The sequence below is a fragment of the Sinomonas cyclohexanicum genome (assembly GCF_020886775.1).
GTDB classification, from domain to species: Bacteria; Actinomycetota; Actinomycetes; order Actinomycetales; family Micrococcaceae; genus Sinomonas; species Sinomonas cyclohexanicum.
This window is the reverse complement of the sequence record NZ_AP024525.1, coordinates 4,246,637-4,265,678: the sequence shown is the minus strand read 5'-3', so window position 1 is coordinate 4,265,678 and position 19,042 is coordinate 4,246,637. Positions and strand designations below refer to the sequence as shown.

General features: G+C 70.5%; 19 protein-coding genes. 11 read left to right on the top strand and 8 right to left on the bottom strand.

All coding sequences use genetic code 11. From position 1 onward, the window contains the following. Positions 1–80: 80 nt before the first annotated feature. Together SCMU_RS20010 and ribD are read left to right on the top strand one after the other, a co-directional pair. Positions 81–740, top strand: a complete 660-nt coding sequence (locus SCMU_RS20010) for a GTP cyclohydrolase II (protein ID WP_229230824.1) — start codon at positions 81–83, stop codon at positions 738–740. Beyond that, a complete protein-coding gene (gene ribD, locus SCMU_RS20005) occupies positions 737–1,225 on the top strand; it encodes a bifunctional diaminohydroxyphosphoribosylaminopyrimidine deaminase/5-amino-6-(5-phosphoribosylamino)uracil reductase RibD (protein ID WP_371829614.1) in 489 nt (162 codons plus the stop codon). The genes SCMU_RS20010 and ribD overlap by 4 nt, the downstream gene beginning before the upstream one ends. Here ribD and SCMU_RS20000 read toward each other — a convergent pair. From SCMU_RS20000 to SCMU_RS19990, 3 genes are all read right to left on the bottom strand, one after another. Continuing rightward, positions 1,222–1,893, bottom strand: coding sequence for an HNH endonuclease family protein (locus SCMU_RS20000; RefSeq protein ID WP_229230823.1), 672 nt, complete (start codon positions 1,891–1,893; stop codon positions 1,222–1,224). The two genes, ribD and SCMU_RS20000, sit on opposite strands and share 4 nt — an antisense overlap. Positions 1,894–2,617: 724 nt before the next feature. Further along, on the bottom strand, positions 2,618–3,982 hold the full coding sequence (locus tag SCMU_RS19995) for an MFS transporter (RefSeq protein WP_229230822.1): 1,365 nt from the start codon (positions 3,980–3,982) through the stop codon (positions 2,618–2,620). Positions 3,983–4,064: 82 nt separating this feature from the next. Beyond that, on the bottom strand, positions 4,065–5,039 hold the full coding sequence (locus SCMU_RS19990) for a LacI family DNA-binding transcriptional regulator (protein WP_229230821.1): 975 nt from the start codon (positions 5,037–5,039) through the stop codon (positions 4,065–4,067). A gap of 156 nt (positions 5,040–5,195) precedes the next feature. On the opposite strand from SCMU_RS19990, the gene SCMU_RS19985 reads away from it, so the two are divergent. Both SCMU_RS19985 and SCMU_RS19980 read left to right on the top strand, forming a co-directional pair. After that, on the top strand, positions 5,196–6,089 hold the full coding sequence (locus SCMU_RS19985; RefSeq protein WP_229230820.1) for a shikimate dehydrogenase: 894 nt from the start codon (positions 5,196–5,198) through the stop codon (positions 6,087–6,089). Then, positions 6,089–8,074, top strand: coding sequence for a bifunctional sugar phosphate isomerase/epimerase/4-hydroxyphenylpyruvate dioxygenase family protein (locus SCMU_RS19980; protein WP_229230819.1), 1,986 nt, complete (start codon positions 6,089–6,091; stop codon positions 8,072–8,074). The genes SCMU_RS19985 and SCMU_RS19980 overlap by 1 nt, the downstream gene beginning before the upstream one ends. A 31-nt stretch (positions 8,075–8,105) precedes the next feature. Here the strand turns inward: SCMU_RS19980 and SCMU_RS19975 are convergent, their stop codons facing one another. Then, positions 8,106–8,468 (bottom strand): DUF202 domain-containing protein, encoded by a 363-nt coding sequence (locus tag SCMU_RS19975; RefSeq protein WP_229230818.1) that lies wholly within the window; start codon positions 8,466–8,468, stop codon positions 8,106–8,108. Beyond that, a complete protein-coding gene (locus tag SCMU_RS19970) occupies positions 8,465–8,827 on the bottom strand; it encodes a YidH family protein (protein WP_229230817.1) in 363 nt (120 codons plus the stop codon). The genes SCMU_RS19975 and SCMU_RS19970 overlap by 4 nt, the downstream gene beginning before the upstream one ends. Here SCMU_RS19970 and SCMU_RS19965 point away from each other — a divergent pair. The 3 genes from SCMU_RS19965 (at position 8,817) to SCMU_RS19955 (ending at position 11,886) form a co-directional block, all read left to right on the top strand. Further along, positions 8,817–9,062 (top strand): hypothetical protein, encoded by a 246-nt coding sequence (locus SCMU_RS19965; RefSeq protein ID WP_229230816.1) that lies wholly within the window; start codon positions 8,817–8,819, stop codon positions 9,060–9,062. The genes SCMU_RS19970 and SCMU_RS19965 overlap by 11 nt on opposite strands. 155 nt (positions 9,063–9,217) lie before the next feature. Then, a complete protein-coding gene (locus tag SCMU_RS19960) occupies positions 9,218–11,284 on the top strand; it encodes an MDR family MFS transporter (protein ID WP_229230815.1) in 2,067 nt (688 codons plus the stop codon). Continuing rightward, complete coding sequence (locus SCMU_RS19955) at positions 11,281–11,886, top strand: TetR/AcrR family transcriptional regulator (RefSeq protein ID WP_229230814.1); 606 nt, start codon at positions 11,281–11,283, stop codon at positions 11,884–11,886. Before SCMU_RS19960 ends, SCMU_RS19955 begins: the two co-directional genes overlap by 4 nt. 10 nt (positions 11,887–11,896) lie before the next feature. On the opposite strand, the gene SCMU_RS19950 is transcribed toward SCMU_RS19955, so the two are convergent. Further along, on the bottom strand, positions 11,897–12,619 hold the full coding sequence (locus SCMU_RS19950; protein WP_229230813.1) for a FadR/GntR family transcriptional regulator: 723 nt from the start codon (positions 12,617–12,619) through the stop codon (positions 11,897–11,899). A gap of 173 nt (positions 12,620–12,792) precedes the next feature. On the opposite strand from SCMU_RS19950, the gene SCMU_RS19945 reads away from it, so the two are divergent. From SCMU_RS19945 to SCMU_RS19935, 3 genes are all read left to right on the top strand, one after another. Further along, positions 12,793–13,335, top strand: a complete 543-nt coding sequence (locus SCMU_RS19945; RefSeq protein ID WP_229230812.1) for a gluconokinase — start codon at positions 12,793–12,795, stop codon at positions 13,333–13,335. Continuing rightward, positions 13,332–14,792, top strand: a complete 1,461-nt coding sequence (locus SCMU_RS19940; RefSeq protein ID WP_229230811.1) for a GntP family permease — start codon at positions 13,332–13,334, stop codon at positions 14,790–14,792. The genes SCMU_RS19945 and SCMU_RS19940 overlap by 4 nt, the downstream gene beginning before the upstream one ends. A 112-nt stretch (positions 14,793–14,904) precedes the next feature. After that, positions 14,905–15,936 carry an aldo/keto reductase gene (locus SCMU_RS19935; RefSeq protein WP_229230810.1) on the top strand — a complete coding sequence of 344 codons (1,032 nt, stop codon included), beginning with the start codon at positions 14,905–14,907 and terminating at the stop codon, positions 15,934–15,936. Between the two features lie 105 nt (positions 15,937–16,041). On the opposite strand, the gene SCMU_RS19930 is transcribed toward SCMU_RS19935, so the two are convergent. Further along, the gene (locus SCMU_RS19930; protein ID WP_229230809.1) at positions 16,042–16,701 is read right to left on the bottom strand and encodes a hypothetical protein; all 660 of its coding nucleotides are present in this window, start codon (positions 16,699–16,701) and stop codon (positions 16,042–16,044) included. A gap of 192 nt (positions 16,702–16,893) precedes the next feature. Between SCMU_RS19930 and SCMU_RS19925 the strand changes: the two genes are divergently transcribed. Beyond that, on the top strand, positions 16,894–17,694 hold the full coding sequence (locus tag SCMU_RS19925) for an IclR family transcriptional regulator (protein WP_229230808.1): 801 nt from the start codon (positions 16,894–16,896) through the stop codon (positions 17,692–17,694). A 6-nt stretch (positions 17,695–17,700) separates the two neighbouring features. On the opposite strand, the gene SCMU_RS19920 is transcribed toward SCMU_RS19925, so the two are convergent. Next, the gene (locus tag SCMU_RS19920; RefSeq protein WP_229230807.1) at positions 17,701–18,945 is read right to left on the bottom strand and encodes an FAD-binding oxidoreductase; all 1,245 of its coding nucleotides are present in this window, start codon (positions 18,943–18,945) and stop codon (positions 17,701–17,703) included. Positions 18,946–19,042 lie beyond the last annotated feature (97 nt).

Genomic DNA, 19,042 nt, shown 5'->3' with positions numbered 1-19,042 from the left:
GGCGCATGGTATCTCTGATGCTTGACGCTTCAATAAAAGCTCCCGTAGCCTTGATTGAAGATTCAAGCATTGGAGATGCCATGACCACCGCAACCGTCCGCACGCGCGTCCGCGTGCCGCTGCGCTTCCCCGACGGGTACGCGACCACCGCAGCCGTCACCACCTTCCGGGGCCTCGCCGACGGCAGGGAGCACCTGCTGCTCGGGCTCGGGGACTGGGAGGCCGCGCTGGCCCGCTCGCACGACGGCGGCGACGCGCCGCTCGTGCGCCCGCACAGCGAGTGCCTCACCGGGGACGTCTTCGGCTCCGAGCGCTGCGACTGCGGGCCCCAGCTGCGCGAGGCGGCCGAGCGCATCACCGAGGCCGGCGGGTTCCTGCTCTACCTGCGCCAGGAGGGCCGGGGGATCGGCCTGTACGCGAAGCTCGACGCGTACGCGCTCCAGGACCAGGGCCTCGACACCTACGCCGCCAACCGCGCCCTCGGCCATGGCGAGGACGAGCGCGACTACACGCCGGCCGCCCAGATGCTGCGCACCCTCGGCGCCTCGAGGATCCGGCTCCTCTCCAACAACCCGGACAAGGCGCACCAGCTCGAGGCCCTCGGCATCGAGGTCACCGAGCGGGTCATGACAGGCGTCCACGCGTCGCCCGCGAACGTCCGCTACCTCGCCGCCAAGCGGGACCACACGTCCCACAGCATCGACCTCGACACCGCGTTGGCCCTGGCGGTGACCGCATGACCGAGGTTCTGTCCGCCGCGCAGGAGGCGCCCGGCGTCGTGCGCCTGAGCGAAGCCGAGGCGATGCGGCGCGCTCTGAGGCTCGCTGCGACTCCGGGCGTGCCGCTGGGCCCCAATCCGCGGGTCGGCTGCGTCCTTCTCGCGGACGACGGCGCGTTGGTCGCCGAGGGCTTCCACCGCGGCGCCGGCACGGCGCACGCGGAAGCGGACGCGCTGTGGCACGCCGGCGAGGCCGCACGGGGCACGACTGCGGTCGTGACCCTCGAGCCGTGCAACCACACCGGTCGCACTGGGCCGTGCGCCAAGGCGCTCATCAAGGCGGGCGTCCGCCGCGTTGTCTATGCGCTCTCCGATCCGAACCCCGTGGCTCGCGGTGGCGCCGACACGCTGCGTGCGGCCGGGATCGAGGTTGAGGGCGGGGTCCTCGAGGCAGAGGCCCGCGAGGTCAACGCGGCCTGGCTCGCGGGGATCCGCCGGGGCGCCTAGTTCCCTAAGTGCGCCGCGGTCCAGTCGGTGGACATCGTGGACTGGACCGCGGAGAGCGTGGCGCGGCCTGCGCACAGCGCGGAGAACGCGTCCTGCTCGACCTGGTCCTTGTCGTTGTGCACGAACGCCGAGGTCGTGTGCTTGTCCGAGGCGAAGGTGTTCGGTTCCGGCCAGAGGTTGCGGATGTCGGAGGCGCCGCCGTCGGCGAGCGGGATGAGGTGGTCCAGCTCGTAGTCCGCCGCCTTGTCGGCGGGGATGCCGTACGCGGCCATGATCTTGAGCTTGGCCCTGTTGGTCATGCCCGAGGGAGGGCGGACGCTCGTCGTGTACCCACCGCTGCGGCACACGGTCTGCGGCAGGTTGGCCTGGGTCACGGCGGAGTCGATCGCGCCGGGGGTGCAGGACGGGTCCGGCAGCGGCTCGTGGGTGCCGGTCGAGCGCATGTGGCAGGTGCCGGGCGCAGGCATGGGTCCCTCGATCCCGTCGGCATCGGTCCAGCCGTGGCCCGCGGCGACGATCGGGCCGGACACGGACGGAGTTGCTGGCCCGGACGACGGCGGGGTGGCCGCCGAGGGCGATCCGGTGGCCCACGATTCGAGCAGCACGGAGAGGGCTGCCGCGACGGCGAGTGAGAGGAGGGCGATGAGGAGGCGTCTGAAGCGAGTCATGGCGCTACACCGTAGGCAGGCTGAGGACGGCGGGCGGCGCAGCCGTCTCCCGTGTCGTGCGTGACGTGCGCCACAGGCGGCCCGAGTTTCGCAGGCCCCGGATCGGGCTGGTTCGCCGAGGCCTTCCAACGGCAGGACCATGACGTGAAGGTGGTCCTCGACATCCAGGCGGCCACGCGGTGAGCCGCGTCGAGGACTATGCGGTCATCGGGGACCGCGCGGTCCACGGCTCGCCATGGTCCCCCTGTACGGGTTGGTGGGGAAGCTCTGCGATCTTCCCCAGCTTTGCCCTTCAACGGTTTCTTCGGGTTGTGGGTTTGCGGTGATGGTGCTGCTCTCTGGCCGCTAGTGATGGCGAGGAGAGCAGAAGAGGTGGGGAGGACTGCAGGTGCGTGCACGTTTCACCAGCGGGGTGTTCCGGTTTCACCACGCGGAGCCGCCCGCGATGGGTGTCCCGCGGCGTTCTCGGCGTGTCGCCCCTGCGTGGAGTGCGCGTCCGGTGAAACCTGCACGCCGTTGTGGTGAAACCTGGACGCCGCGGAGCGGCGCAGCGCAATGTTCGATCCGAACAGGAAGTGACCCTTCACAGGGGAAGTGACCTCTCACAGGGGAAGTGACCTCTCACCTGGGTGGGGGAGGACCACGACGCCGGGTGCCCGCCCCGCGTAGGGTGGGCACACGGCGTCGTGCGCCAGCACGTGGTGCGCGCTGCGGCGGTGAGGGCCTACTTGGACCCGTGGACCTTGTTGCCGAGCTCGTGGATCGGCGTCTTGTACGTCTCGCGGGCCCAGACGGCGCCCACGAGGGCGAGGATCGTCGAGCCGGCCACGATCCAGGCCGCGGGGCCCCAGTTGGCCGGGATGCCGCCCACGAGGGCCGTGCCGAGCAGCGGGGTGAAGCCGGCGCACAGGATGCCGATCTGCAGGCCCACGGCCATGCCCGAGTAGCGGACGCGGACGTTGAACAGCTCGGCGAACCACGCAGGGTAGATCGCGTTGGACATCGCGTACGTGCCGGCGGTGATGAGCGTGGAGACCACGAACACGAGCGGGATGTTCGCCGTGGAGATCGCCGAGAAGTACACGAAGATGAGCACCGCGGAGCCGATGATGCCGGCGATGAAGATCGGCTTGCGCCCGAACCGGTCCGACAGCATGGCCGAGAGCGGCTGGGTCGCAATCGCGATGACGTTGCCGAGGATGCTCACCCACAGCATGGTCGAGGCCGGGATGCCCACGGACACGGCGTACGCGAGGCCGAAGGACTGCATGAACGTGTTCGTGACGGTCTCGAAGGACATGAGCGCGACCTGGATGAACTGCGCCGGGTGCGTCTTGAGCATGTCGAGGAACGGAAGCTTGACGAGGTCCTTGTGCTCTGCCTTCTCCTCGAAGACCTCGGGCTCCTCGAGCGTGCGGCGCACGAGGAACGCGACGATGAGCACCACGATCGAGCACCAGAACGGGATGCGCCAGCCCCACGCGAGGCGGTCCGCCTCGCTCATGGCCGCGACGGGCAGGAACACGAGGGAGGCGAGCACGATGCCGGCCGAGATGCCGCTCATGGTCCACGACGGGAAGAAGGCGCGGCGGCCGATGGGGGACTCCTCCATGGTCAGCGCGGACGCGCCGGCGGTCTCCGCGCCGGCGGAGAGGCCCTGGAGGAGGCGCAGCGCCACGAGCAGCACCGGCGCGAGGTACCCGGCGGTGTGGAAGTCCGGCAGCACGCCGATGAGGAAGGTCGAGGCGCCCATGAGCACGAGCGTCATGACGAGCGTGTTCTTCCGTCCGATCCGGTCGCCGAGGTGCCCGAAGAAGATCGCGCCGAACGGGCGCGCCACGTACGCCACGCCGAACGTGGCGAACGAGGAGATGAGCGCGATCGTCGGGTTCCCCGAGGGGAAGAAGATGTGCGAGAACACGAGCGAGGCGGCCGTCGCGTACACGAAGAAGTCGTAGTACTCGAGGGCGCCGCCCAAGAAGGCGGCGACGGCGGCCTTCTTGGCCCGCCGGACGCGCCGGGCCTGGTCCTCGGGCGAGGCGAGGTCGGGGATGGCCATGCCGGTGGGCGTGTCGGGGATGCTGCTCATGGGTTCGCCTTTCGTGGCAAAACTGGGGAATGCGGATACAGATACGGAAAGCGGGCGGGGCGCCCAGGGAAGGAGCGCCGGCTCAGGAGAGCGCGGGCGCGGGCCCGGTGCTGTCGCGGACCACGAGGTCGCCGGACAGGTGGACGGTGCTCGCCGGGCGGTCGGGATCGCCGATCCGCTCGGTGAGCATGCGGAGGGCGACGGCGCCGCCCCGGTCGTACGGCGTGGTCACCGTGGTGAGGGTCGGGCGGGACGCGGAGGCAAGCCAGATGTCATCGAACCCGATGACGCTGACGTCCTTCCCGGCCCGGACGCCGCGGTCCGCGAAGCGGTTGATGCACCCGAACGCCATGAGGTCGTTGTGGGCGATCACCGCGGTGACGGGCTCGGCGAGGACGAGGTCCGCGCCGCGCACACCGGCGGTGTAGGTGGGCTCGGAGTGCGTGAGCACGCGCAGGGTGACGCCGAGGTGGTCCGCGGCCTCCTCCGCTGCGGCGAGGCGGACGCGGGAGGAGTAGTTGTCCTCGAAGCTGGCCAGGTAGGCGATGGCCCGGTGCCCGAGCGCCGCGAGGTGCTCCACGGCCTGCCGGGCCCCCTCGGGGGCCGAGAGGACCACCGAAGGCAGGCCCTCGACGACGTGGTTGATGAGCACGACGGGGGCGACGGCGTCGAGCGCCCGGATGCGTTCGGCGTCGAGCCTCGGGGCGAAGACGATTGCGCCGTCCACGCGCCCGATGATCCGCTCGAGCTCCTCGGCGTCCGCCTCAGGGTCGTCCTCGCCGTCGACCATGATCAGCGAGAGCGACTGCCGGCGGCACGCGGACTGGATGGCCTGCACGAGCGGCGGGTAGTAGGGATTGGAGATGTCCGGGATGTACAGCGCGATGGTTCCCGTGAGCTCCGCCTTCGCGGGGGCCGCGGTGTAGCCCAGCTGTGCTGCAACCTCGAGGATCCGCTCCCGGGTCTCGGTGTTGACCGAGTCGGGGCGCGTGAAGGAGCGCGAGACGGTGGACTTGGAGACGCCCGCAGCTGCGGCGATCTCGGCGATCGTGGCCATGGAGACCTCCTCGTTTCCCGTTCGGTTCTTCTTGTGTTCGCCATCACAGCGACCACTCAACATTGACACCGTTTCTGCAACGCGTCAAGCTGTTTCTGCAACGATTGTTCGCTGGGTCACACCGCGGCGGTCACTGACCCGAGGCAAGGAGCCCCCATGAGCCTGACAACCGAGTCGTACCTGAGCGGCCTGATCGGCGACGGCGTCCTGCCCTCCCTGACGCCGCCGATGCACGAGCGCGAGGGCGCCGCCCACGGCCTGCTCTACCTGTACCGGCCGATCGACATCGCCGCCCTCGGCCTCGCCCCCGAGTCCGTCGGCGACCTCGTCCGCGCCGCGAGGAACCTCGGCTACAACGGCCTGAACATCACCCACCCGTGCAAGCAGCTCGTGATCGAGCACCTCGACGAGGTGGATCCCGATGCGGCACGGCTCGGCGCCGTCAACACCGTGGTCATCGGGGCCGACGGGCGCACGGTGGGGCACAACACGGACTGGTCCGGATTCCTCACCGCCTTCCGCACCGGCCTCCCGGATGCCGCGCTGGGCCGCGTCGTCCAGCTCGGCGCGGGCGGGGCCGGCTCCGCCGTCGCGTACGCGCTGCTCACCGCCGGCGTCGAGCACCTCGCGATCGTCGACGTCGACCCGGCGCGCGCCCGCAGCCGCGCCGCCGAGCTCGCCGCGCTCTTCCCCGGCGCGTCCGTCGAGGCGCGCACGACGGCGGAGCTCGCCTCGCTGCTCGAGGCTGCGGACGGCGTCGTGCACTGCACTCCGGTGGGGATGGCCGCGCATCCGGGCACCCCGTTCGACACGTCCCTCCTGACGCCGCGGCACTGGGTCGCGGACATCGTCTACCGGCCGATCGAGACGCAGCTGGTCCGCGACGCCCGCGCCGCGGGCTGCCGCGTGCTGGACGGCGGACGCATGGCCGTGGGCCAGGCCGTGGACGCGTTCCGCATCTTCACCGGCCTCGAGCCGGATGCGGAGCGGATGCGCGCGCACTTCCTGGAGCTCATCGAGCGCGAGAACGTCCTCGCGGGGGCAGCCTGATGCGGACCGGGATCGCGACCGTCTGCCTCTCCGGCACGCTCGAGGAGAAGATGCGCGCCGCCGCGAAGGCGGGATTCGGCGGCGTCGAGATCTTCGAGGCCGATCTCGTCACCTCGTCCCTGAGCCCCGAGGCCGTGCGGCGCCTCGCCGCGGACCTCGGTCTGGGCCTCGACCTCTACCAGCCGTTCCGCGACCTCGACTCGGTGCCCGACGAGCTGTACCGCGCCAACCTCCGCCGCGCCGAGGCGAAGTTCCGGCTCATGGGCCGGCTCGGCATCGACACGATCCTGGTGTGCTCGAACGTGGGCACCGCGAGCATCGACGACGACGCCCTCCGCGCCGAGCAGCTCCACGGCCTCGCCGAGCTCGCCGCGCGGCATGGAGTCCGCGTCGCGTACGAGGCGCTCGCCTGGGGCACGTACGTCAACGACTACGAGCACGCGTGGAAGATCGTCGCAGACGCGGACCACCCCAACCTCGGCACGTGCCTCGACACGTTCCACATCCTCTCGCGCCTCGGCACCGGCGGCTCGGACCCCTCCGGCATCGAGTCGATCCCGGGCGAGAAGGTCTTCTTCGTCCAGGTCGCGGACGCCCCCAAGCTCTCCATGGACGTCCTGTCCTGGAGCCGCCACTACCGCGTGTTCCCGGGCGAGGGCCAGTTCGACCTGCCCGCGTTCCTCGGCCATGTAGCACGCACGGGCTACAGCGGGCCGGTGTCCCTCGAGGTCTTCAACGACACGTTCCGCCAGGCCGACGTGGAGCGCACCGCCGTGGACGCGATGCGCTCGCTCATCTGGCTCGAGGAGCGCACGGCACGCCACCTCGCCGCCGAGGCCGCAGGGCACGACGGCGCGGTCCCCTCGCCGGCCGAGCTCGCCCGCGCGTCCCGCGCCTACGCCATGCCGCTCACGACGCTCCCTCAGGTCGCCCCGCCCACCGGAATCAACTTCGCCGAGGTCATCTCGGCCGACGGCGCGCCTCGCACCGCCGAGCTCGAGCGGCTCCTGTCCCAGCTCGGCTTCGCCCCCCGCGGCGAGCACCGCACCAAGCCCGTCTCGCTGTGGACCCTCGGCGACGCCCGGATCGTGCTCAACCGCCAGCAGGCCCGGGGCCTCGAGCCGGCCATCTCCGCGCTCGGGTTCGACGTGGAGAACGCCGTCACCGCGGCCGCCCGTGCCGTCCAGCTCAAGGCCGTCCCAGTTCCGCGGCCCTCCCAGGCCAACGAGGAGGTTCTCCAGGCCGTCAACGCGCCTGACGGTACGGAGGTCTTCCTGTGCGAGGACCTCGCATGGGTCGAGGAGTTCGGCTCGGCTGACGCGCCTGGCGCGGCAGCGGACGACGGCGACCACTCGCCGTCGTCCGTCGCCTCTCCGGCGGCGCGGGGCGGCGCTCGGATCGACCACATCAACCTGGCCCAGCCGTGGCAGCACTTCGACGAGGCGGTGCTGTTCTACTCGTCGGTGCTCGCGCTCACGCCCGAGGCGTCGCAGGATGTCTCGAGTCCGGCGGGGCTCGTGCGCTCGCAGGTCATGCAGACGCGCCCGCGCAGCGGGGAAGGCCAGGGGCGGGCCGTCAGGCTCGCGCTGAACCTCGCGCCGTGGATCCAGTCGGACTCTGTCAGGGGTTCGCGCACGGACACCTTCCAGGAGCACATCGCGATCGAGGTGGCTGACCTCGTGGACCACGCCCGCGCGGCGCGGCGCCGCGGCCTGCCGTTCCTGCCGATTCCCGCGAACTACTACGAGGACCTCGACGCGCGGTTCGGCCTCGACCCCTCGTTCCTCGCGACGCTGCGGGAGCTGGACCTGCTCTACGACCGCGACGCCGAGGGTGAGTTCCTGCACTTCTACACCGCGACTGTGGGCAGCGTGTTCTTCGAGGTGCTCCAGCGGATCGGCGGGTACGACGGCTTCGGCGCCCCCAACGCGCCGATCCGGCACGCGGTGCAGCATCGAGGGCAGCGCGCCGTCGGGAGGGGCTGATCCGGACCCGGTGGCGCCGCCGTCGCCGGGTCTACTTCGCGAGCAGGATGGAGACGATCGCGGCTGCTGCGAGGGCCATGAGGGCAAGGGTCGCCGTTCGCAGCAGGATCGCGGGCGGGGCCGCGTTCCCGCGGCCGAGGGCGCGGCTGCGGTAAAGGACGCATGCGGCGATCACGGCGGTGGCCGCTGCGGCGACGCCGGAGGCGATGCCGAGGCTGAGCGCGTTGCCCTCGATCCTGTCGGCGTGGCGGGCGAGGGAGCGGATCCACGAGCGCCAGATGAGCAGGTCGGAGACGAGCAGCGCGAGGAGCGTTCGCCCCCAGGCGAGCGAGGTCCGCTCGGGCTGGAGCCCCGGGTCCCGTACGGGGCCGCGGCCCTGCTCGGTGGGTGTCACCGCGAGAAGAGGATCAGGGCAGCGAACACCAGTGCCGCGAGGGCCACCACGCCCGTCATCGCCACCAGGAGCCACGCGTGAGGGAGTTCCCGCTTGTTCCGCATGGCCCGTTCCTGGAGCGACCAGCGCCGGTAGGCCTCAAGTGCGAGCAGGGCACCGATCGCAGCAAGCGCCAGGCACAGGGCGATGCGGACGGGCGCCGGGGCGATGTCAGGCGTGAGCTGGTCGATCGCGATCGATCCGGCGAGGATGGCCATAGACGTACGGATCCAGGCCAGAAAGGTGCGCTCGTTGGCCATCGAGAACCGGTAGTCCGGCATCTCGCCTTCCCGACGCCATGGTGGTTCCTTGAGGTTCATCCGGTCTCCCCTGAGCGATGGTGATGCATCAGCAAGCGTATTCCCCGAGGGCGACGACCGCGCAGAGCCCGGTCTGGGCGAGCACGCGCCGTCCACCGACAAGTTCCCCTTCAGCGACCTGGAGAAGGTCCACCGCTGTGCCGTCATCTTTGGGGAGGGCCGGGCCGGCCAGTACGACCACGACGAGGTCCGCGACGCGCTCGCGGACCTGCTCGCGCGGATCGACGCGGAGTAGTCGAACTCACAGGTTCGGGGAGGGGCCGAAATCTTGCAGGGTGTGTAAACTTGCAGGGCCTGCAAAGTTGCCCCGGCGAACAACATCACCCTCCGAGAGAATCGGTCCCCCTCATGTCTCAAGCAGCGGCCAGTCCTGCGCCGTCGAACGAAGTGATGACCCAGCGTCAGATCATGCTGGTCATCTACGCCCTCATGTCGGGCATGTTCCTTTCCTCTCTCGACCAGACCGTGGTCGGCACCGCGATCCGCACGATCGGCGACGACCTCCACGGCCTCGACCAGCAGGCCTGGGTCACCACCGCGTACCTCATCACCTCGACGATCGCGACGCCGATCTACGGCAAGCTCTCCGACATCTTCGGCCGGCGCCCGCTGTACATCTTCGGCCTCGGCGTCTTCATCCTCGGGTCCTTCCTGTCCTCGTTCTCGACCTCGATGATCATGCTCGCCGGCTTCCGCGCGTTCCAGGGCATCGGTGCGGGTGCGCTCATGTCGCTGCCGCTGGCGATCATGGGCGACATCCTCGCCCCGCGCGAGCGCGCCAAGTACCAGGGCTTCTTCCTCGCCGTCTTCGGCGTCTCCTCCGTGGTGGGCCCCCTGATCGGCGGTGTGTTCTCCGACGCGAACGAGATCCTCTGGGTGGCCGGCTGGCGCTGGGTGTTCCTCATCAACGTGCCCATCGGCATCATCGCGCTGCTCATGGTGCTCTCCTTCCTCCACCTGCCCCGGTTCCACAAGCACGCCGCACCGCGCATCGACTGGTGGGGCGCCACCGCTGTGATCGTCACCCTCGTGCCGCTCCTCCTCGTGGCCGAACAGGGCCGCGAGTGGGGCTGGGGATCGGCCGCGTCGATCACGTGCTTCGCAGTCGGCGGCGTGGGCCTCATCGCGTTCATCCTCATCGAGCGGGCCATGGGCCCGGACGCGATCATCCCGCTGCGGCTGTTCCACTCCCGCACGTTCTCGATGGCCACCGTGCTCGGCTTCCTCGTGGGCTTCGCCATGTTCGGCGCGATGCTGACCCTGCCGCTGTACCTGCAGATCGTCACAGGCCTGACCCCGACCGAGTCCGGCTTCGCGACGCTGCCCATGATCGGCGGCCTCATGATCGCCTCGATCACCTCCGGCCAGATCGTCTCCCGCACCGGCAAGTACCGCATCTTCCCGATCCTCGGCTCGGCGTTCATGGCGGCCGGCTACGTCGTCCTCACCGGCATGACCATCGACAAGCCCCTCATCTACCTCATGGGCGCCATGTTCCTCATCGGCCTCGGCCTAGGCCAGCTCATGCAGTCGCTCGTCCTCGCCTCGCAGAACTCCGTGGCGCCCAAGGACATGGGCGTCGCCACGAGCTCCGCGACGTTCTTCCGCCAGATCGGCGGCACGATGGGCACCGCTGTGCTGCTGTCTGTCCTCTTCGCGACAATGCCCACGAACATTTCCACCGCGATGCAGGACAAGGACAACCTCACGAGCGCGATCGACGCCGCGCTCACGCCGTCCGTCGCGACCAGCCCGTCCAACCAGGGCGTCATGAACCAGCTCTGGAACCCGATCGTCACCCCGGTCAAGGAGCAGGTGCAGGCCGGCCTCGACCAGGGCACGGCCGCTGCCAAGCAGGGCGCGGACCAGGCCGTCACCCAGCAGGTGACCGACGCCGTCCAGAAGCAGGTCGCCGCCGGCGCGATCCCGGCGTCGGCCGCGCAGGGCGTCATCGACGCCCAGGTCGCGGCAGCCAAGCCCGCCGCCGAGCAGGCCGCGCTTCAGACCGCGTCGCAGAAGGCGGGCGCCTCCGTGGTCAACGGCCGCCTCGAGGTGGACTACGCCGACGCGTCCCAGCGCGGCGCGATCGTGGACAAGCTCGTGCCGACCATGATCGACAAGCTCAAGGAGGGCCCTTCAGGCACTTCGGGCTCCTCGAGCACGTCCGACACCTCGTTCCTCAAGGGTGCCGACCCCCGGCTCACCAAGCCGTTCATGGTGGGGTTCAATCACTCCGCGGTCAGCATCTACTGGGTCGGATTCGGCGTGATCGTGCTCGCGTTCATCCTGTCCTGGTTCTTCAAGGTCCCGCCGCTGCGCGCCCGCTCGGCGCTGCAGGAGCAGGCCGACGCCGCCGGCACGGCGGACGACCTCGGGTCCGACGCCGCGCTGGCCGCCGCCGAGGCCGGCTCGCCGACCGGACCCGACACCGGCGTGATCCGAGTCCAGAAGGGGTGACCGGGGTGGAGGTCCTCGACGAGGGCGGCTCCTCGCTCCGCGAGCGCAAGAAGCAGCGCACGCGCCGTGCGATCCACGACGCCGCGCTGGCCCTCGCGCTCGAGCGCGGCCTCGCGCAGGTGACCGTGGCGGACATCTGCGCGGGCGCGAGCATCTCGGAGAGGACCTTCTTCAACTACTTCCCCTCGAAGGCCGCGGCGACGCTCGGGATCCCGGACCACCCCCTCACCGAGGAGCTCAAGGAGCACTTCCTCGAGGGCCGCGGCACGCTCGTGGAGGACCTCTGCGACCTGGTCGCCGGGATCGTGAGCGGCCCCGAGGGCGACATCCCGCGGATCAAGAAGCTCATGGGCTACGAGCCGGACCTGCTCGCGGCCATGCACCAGTGGTCCTCCGGTGCGCGCAACGGCGTGATCGGGCTCGCCGAGCAGCGCACCACGCCGGACCAGGCCCGCCTCGCGGTGGCGCTCGTCTTCGCGGCGCTCATGCTGCACGCGGACACGGGATACTCCCGCGGTGGGCCGGGGCGTGCCACTGCCGAGGACCTCCGGGGGACCGTGGCGCTGCTGTGCGAGGCTGGATCCGCGCACGACGCCGGCTGAGCGGCTGCCCTCACGCGGGTCCGGCAGGGCTGTGGTCGAGCACCGCCTCAACGGCGTGCGCGGCTTCGCTGACGATGTCGCCCATCGACTGGCGCGCTCGGGCCGGGTCGCGCGAGGAGATCGCCTCGGCCACGTCCCCATGGAGGCGGATCGCCGCGGGCTCGGGATGCTCCGGCATCAGGTGGTGCTGGGTGCGTCCGATGAGGACCTCGGCGACGACGTCCGCGAGGCTGGCGAACAGCTCGTTCCCGGACGCCTCCAGGAGCGTGCGGTGGAATTCGATGTCGTGGGCGAGGTAGGCGGGGAGGTCTCCTTCGCGCCCGGTGACGGACATCCCGATCACCGCGCCTGTGAGCGCGCCGCACTGTTCGGGGCTGGCGTGTGTGGCTGCCAGCTCCGCTGCGATCGGCTCCATTCCGCGCCGCAGGTCGGTGATCGACCTCAACTGCTCGGCGCGTTCGGGACCCGCGAGCCTCCACCGGATCAGGCGCGGGTCGAGGAAGTGCCACTCGTCGCGCGGCCGCAGGGTAATGCCGACGCGCGGCCGGCTCGTCACGAGCCCCATGGACTCAAGCACACGCACCACTTCGCGTGCCACCGATCGGGAAACCCCGTACCGTTCCTCAATGGTCTCCAGCCGGAGTTGGGAGACCGTGCGCAGGCCGCCCCAAAGAAGGTCCGGCCCCATGCTCTCCAGCACGTGCAGGTGCAGGCCGCGCTCTGTCTCGGTCATGACGCCATCTTCCCTTGTTCGTCTGACTAATGCTCTCCGATGTAGGAAATCGCATGCCCGATCTGGGAAGATCATCTGATCTTTGAAGACAACTAGCTTGATTAGTATGATTATTTTTGCGATGCTCGTCACAGCCACCAGTGAGGTGCGTTGCAGAGAAGGAACGGACTGACATGAGACATCACCGAGAACCCGGCCTCTGGGTCGTGATGGGCGTCGCGGGAGCCGGCAAGACCACCGTCGGCCAGGCCTTGGCCGAGGAATTGGGCGTCCCCTGGTGCGACGCCGACGATCTTCATCCGGCGGAGAACGTGGCCAAGATGCGTGCCGGCGTGGCGCTCGACGACGCCGACCGCGCGCCCTGGCTCGCAGCCGTCGGACGCTGGCTGGCCCGCCAGACGGAGGGGGCAGTGGTATCCTGCTCTGCCCTTCGCCGGTCCTATCGGGACAGCCTGCGCCTGCACGCCGGTCCGGTCCGGTTCCTCCACCTGGACGGGCCCGCCGAGGTGGTCCGGGCACGCGTGGAGGCCCGGACCGACCACTACATGCCGCCTTCCCTGGTGGAGAGCCAATACGCCATCCTCGAGCCGCTCGGCCCGGATGAGGACGGCACAACTGTCCGATTCGACCACCCCATCGACACCATCGTCAGCCATGCCACGGACTTCGCCCGCCGCGCCGCCTCACAGACCGCTTTCCAAGGAGCACACTCATGAACCTGTTCGCGGTCAGTACCGCCCTCACGCCCCACGCAGGGACCCTGCAGCTTGTCGCCGCGGCCGTCGTCGGCATCGCCCTGATCGTGGTGCTCATCACCTGGCTCAAGCTCAATCCGTTCCTTAGCCTCACCATCGGCTCCCTGGCTGTCGGTGCGATGGCGAACATGCCTATGGCCGACGTCGTGACCAGCTTCTCGAACGGGGTTGGCTCGACCGTCGCCAGCGTCGGCGTGCTCATCGCCCTGGGCGCGATGTTCGGCCGTCTCCTTGCAGACTCCGGCGCAGCCGACCAGATCGTTGACACGCTCGTGGGCAAGGCCGGGACACGGATGCTGCCATGGGCCATGGGACTGGTCGGTGCCCTGATCGGCCTGCCCATGTTCTTCGAGATCGGCCTGGTTCTGCTGATGCCGGTGATCATGCTCGTCTCGGTGCGCTCGGGCCTCTCCCTGGTCCGGGTCGGCATCCCCGCACTGGCCGGCCTGTCAGCCATGCACGGTCTTGTTCCGCCCCATCCGGGACCGCTGGTCGCGATCGGCGCCCTGAAGGCCGACTTGGGCATCACCCTGATCATCGGAGTCCTCATTGCCATTCCCGTGGTCGTGATCTCCGGTCCGCTGTTCGCCAAGGTCGCCGGCCGATGGGTCAACGTCGCTGCGCCGCAGCTGGTCATCACTGAACGGGAGAAGCAGCTCCTGGCCGCGGGGCACGGCGGCGGCCACGCCACGCCGACTGCCCCCGCTGCCGGGGCCGGGAAGAACGCCGCGTCCGCCGGCGCGCGCGCACGCCAGCCTCGGTTCTCCGTCACGCTGGCGACCGTCCTGCTGCCGGTCGTGCTGATGATGGCCAAGGCGATCGCCGACATCGTGTCCAGCGCCAACAGCCCGGTGCGCGTCGTGCTCGACTTCCTCGGAAACCCGCTGATCGCGCTGCTGCTGGCCGTGCTGGTCGCCGTGGTGACCTTCGGCCGGGGCTCCGGCATGGACCGTCGGGCCATCGCCTCATCCCTCGAGCAGTCGCTGCCGCCCATTGCAGGCATCCTGCTCATCGTCGGCGCGGGCGGTGGCTTCAAGCAGACGCTGATCGACACGGGCATCGGCACGGTGATCACCAACTTTGCCGCCAGCTCCGGCATCTCCGTGCTCTTCCTGGGCTGGCTGGTCGCCGTGCTGATCCGCCTCGCCACCGGCTCTGCCACCGTGGCCACGGTCACCGCCGCCGGCGTCCTCGCACCGCTGGCGGCGAGCCTGCCGACTGCTGAGACATCCCTGCTCGTGCTCGCGATCGGCACCGGCTCGGTCTTCTTCTCCCACGTGAACGACGCCGGGTTCTGGCTCGTCAAGGAGTACTTCCGCATGGACATCGTCCAGACCATCAAGACCTGGTCACTGATGGAGACGCTGATCTCGGTCGTGGGCCTGGTCCTCGTCCTCGCCGTCGGCATGTTCGTCTGACTCCGCCCGGGCCCCCTCCTGGGACGAGCGTCCCAGGGCCCCCTTCCCACCGGGGCGCTCGTTCCCTAGGCTGGAAACCGGATTCCCACCGGTACCGACCCAAGGAGCACTCATGCAGTACCGCACGCTCGGGCGCAGTGGCGCCGTCGTCTCGGCGTTCGCGCTCGGAACCATGACATTCGGGGCCGAGGCGGATGAGGCAACCTCGCATGCGATCCTCGACGACTACGCCGAAGCCGGGGGCACGTTCATCGACACGGCGGACGTGTACAGCCACGGTACGTCCGAGGAGATCGTGGGGCGGTGGCTTGCGGGCGGATCGGGCCGGCGCGAGGCGATGGTCGTGGCGACCAAGGGCCGCTTCCCGATGGGGGACGGGCCCAACGACCTCGGCACCTCCCGCCGCCACCTGCGTACAGCCCTCGACGCGTCGCTGCGCCGCCTCGGGACGGACCACATCGACCTGTACCAGATGCACGCCTGGGACCCGCACACCCCGATCGAGGAGACGCTCCGCTTCCTCGACGACGCCGTGTCTGCCGGGAAGATCGGCTACTACGGCTTCTCCAACTTCCTCGGCTGGCAGCTCACCAAGGCCGTCTACGAGGTCAAGGCGCACGGCTGGGCCGCGCCCGTGACGCTGCAGCCGCAGTACAACCTGCTGGTGCGCGGCATCGAGTCCGAGGTGGTGCCCGCCGCGCTCGACGCCGGGATGGGGCTCCTCCCGTGGGGCCCGCTGGCCGGGGGCTGGCTCAGCGGGAAGTACCAGCGGGACGTCGCGCCCACAGGCCACACGCGCCTCGGCGAAGACCCGCAGCGCGGCATGGAGGCCTGGGAGCCGCGCAACGCCCGCGCCAAGACCTGGGACATCATCGACGCCGTCGGGTCGGTGGCACAGGGTCACGGCGCCTCGCCGGCGCAGGTCGCCCTGAGGTGGCTCCTGGACCGGCCTGCGGTCACCTCGGTGATCCTCGGTGCGCGGACCCGCGAGCAGCTCGCCGACAACCTCAAGGCCGCGGACCTCGCACTCACGGCTGAGGAGGTCGCGGAGCTGACCCGGGTCAGCGAGCCGGACCTCGAGGCCTACCCGTACGGCACCAAGGCGATCGCGCAGCGCAGCCGCAAGATCGAGGGCGGCCGGTAGGCCACTCAACGGCGAAGATCTGGCCACTCGACGATTCAGTCGTCGAGTGGCCAGATCTCTCAGGTGCTTGGCCGATTCTCGCCCGGCGAGTGGCCCCGCGGGCGCTCAGCCCTGGGTTGTGCCGCCCGAGGCGCTGCCGGAAGCGGAACCTGAGCCCGCGCCGTCGTGCATCCGGTGGCCGCCCTGACCGCCGTGGCCGAAGTTCGCGTCCGCGGTGACCGTCTTGTAGTCGGCGCTGACCTCGTACTTCGTGGTGGTGCTGCCGGACGTGGCGACGACGTCGAACGAGCCGTCCGAGTCCTTCCACGAGTCCTTGACCGTGGCGTTGGCGTCCTTGGCCTTGATGGCCGCGGTGACCTTCGAGAGCTCGTCGCTCGTGAGCGGCGTGCGCTGCCCACCCATCCCGTGGCCGCCCATGCGATGGGCGGCGGCCTGCGTGACCGTCTTGTAGTCGGCGCTGACCTCGTAGCGGACGGTCGAGCCGTTGGACGTGGCCATCGCGTCGAACGAGCCATCCGCGTCCTTCTCGACCTTCGTAACGTTCGCGTTGGCGTCCTTGGACTTGATGGCCGCGGTGACCTTGGCGGTCTCGTCGGCCGACGCCGCGGTGTGCTGGCCGCGGGCATGCGTGCCCGAGCCGCTCGATGACGTGGCCGAGGGGCTCGGCGTCGAGGCCGCGCTGGCTACTGCGGCTCCGCCGCCGATGAGGGCGGCCGCCGCGACCACCGTCGCGGCGGTATAGCCGATGCGCTTGGTGACCTTCATGTGGTTCTCCTGTCGATGAGCGGCCCGGCGGACTTCACCGAACCGTCCACTCCACTGTCCTTCACGAACCTGTCACGCGGCTTTCCCTGACCCGTGGACGGAGTGGGAGTTTGCTCGGGGTGCGCTGCATGCCACGTTCGGATGATTCCGTCGGTCCGGAGGGCGAACCCGCACAGAGCATAGGCTCGGGGGATGGCCAACAGCCCCTCCGGCGAGTCCGTGATCCGCCGCGTGGTCCGGCTCCTCGACGCGTTCACCCGCGAGCGGCCGGCCCTCACCCCGGCCGAGCTCGCCCGCGCGGCCGGCCTGTCGACGTCGACCGCGCACCGCCTCGCCACCGACCTCGCCGCCGAGGGCCTCCTCGCCCGCGCCGAGGACGGCCGCTTCTCGGTCGGGGCGCGCATGTGGGAGCTGGCCGCCCGCTCCAACCCGCTCGAGGAGTTCCGCCGTCGCGGCCTGCCGTTCCTCGAGGGGATCCACGCGGCCGTCCGGCAGCACGTCTCCCTCGCCGTCGCGGATGTGGACAGCGGCACGGTCCTGTACGTCGAGCGCCTCGACCAGCACGGGAACGTCGTGGAGAACCTCGGCGAGGTGGCCGCGCGCCTGGGTCTCACTGCGACGTCGCCCGGCCTGGCCATCCTTGCGCACGAGGCGCCTGCAGTGCGCGAGCGGGTGCTCGCCGTCGTGCGCGAGGGGCACCCGGGCGAGGGGACGCACGACGACGCCCCGCACCTCCGCGCGGCCCTCGCCGACGTGCGGCGCACCGGGTACGCCCGGCTGGCGGGGGTGCTCGTCGAGGGGAACGTCGGCTACGCGGTGCCGGTGTTCGGGGCGGGCAACGCCGTGGTCGGGGCGATCTCGGTGGTCCTGCCCCTGGCCGAGGACAGGCCGGAGCTCCTCCTGCCGGTTCTGGTAGCCGCCGGCCGCGGGCTCTCGCGTGCGATGGGCGCCGAGCGGCGGCCCTACGGCGATCGGTCGTGGATGCGGCCGTAGCCAGGGCTACTCGGCGAATACCTTCCCGGGATTGAGGATGTTCCCCGGGTCGAAGACCGCCTTGATCTGGCGCTGGAGCGCGTACTGGGCCTCGCCCAGCTCGTCGCCGAGCCATCTGCGCTTGAGCAGGCCGATCCCGTGCTCGCCCGTGAGCGTCCCGCCGAGCTCGAGGGCCGTGGCGAAGATCTCCCCGGCGGCCTCCCAGATCTCCTGTGGGACGTCCTCGCCGGTGAAGACGAAGGTGGGGTGGAGGTTCCCGTCCCCGGCGTGGCACGAGGTGGGGATCATGACGCCGTACTTCTCCTCGATGCGGCGCACGGCGGCGAAGGCGGCTCCCATCCTGTCCCGGGGGACCGCGATGTCCTCGACCAGCAGGGTGCCCATCGCCTCGAGCGCGGGGAACGCGCCCCGCCGCACGTCGACGAGGCGCCGGGACTCCTCCGGGTCGGTCGTGAGCTGGACCGCGGCCCCGGAGACGCGGAGGAGCTCCGCGACCTCTGCGGCCGTGGCTGCCGCGGCGGGGCCGTCGCACTGGACGAGGACGTACGCGTCGCCACGGGCGGCGTGGCCGGTGAACCGGGCCACGCAGTCGAGGGTGGGGCGGTCCATGAGCTCCATGATCGCCGGGACGTGGCCGGCGCGGGTCACCTCGGCGATGGCGGAGAGCGCGTCCCCGAGCGTGCCGAAGTACGCGCCGATCGTGGCGATCTCCCCGGCGACGAGCGGCTGGAGCTTGAGCGTGCACTCGACGATGACACCGAGCGTGCCCTCCGAGCCGATCATGAGGGCGCACAGGTCGTAGCCCGTGACGCCCTTGACCGTGCGGTGGCCCACCTCCAGGAGCGTGCCGTCCGCGAGGACGACCTTCAGCGCGAGCACCGCCTCGCGGGTCACCCCGTACTTCGCGCACAGCAGGCCCCCGGCGTTCATGGCGATGTTCCCGCCCACGGTGGAGATGTCCTTGCTCGCCGGGTCAGGCGCCCACCAGAGGCCGTGCTCCGAGAGGCGCCCGTTGAGCGCCCCGTTGAGGATGCCGGGCTGGACCACCGCGAGGCGGTTCTCGGCCGAGACCTCGAGGATGCGGTCCATGTCGCGGAGGGACAGGACGATCTCGCCGGGCCCGCCGATCGCCCCGCCCGCGAGGCCGGTCCCGGCACCGCGGGTCACGAGCGCGACCCCCGCCCCGGACGCGATCCGGCAGACCGCCTGCACGTCCTCGACGCTTCCCGGATAGACGGCCGCGAGCGGCACGCCGGCGGATCGGTGGCCCGAGCGGTCCGTGGTGTACGGCGCCAGGTGTGCCGGGTCGGTCTCGACCTTGCAGGGCGGCGTTCAGGGCCTCGACGAC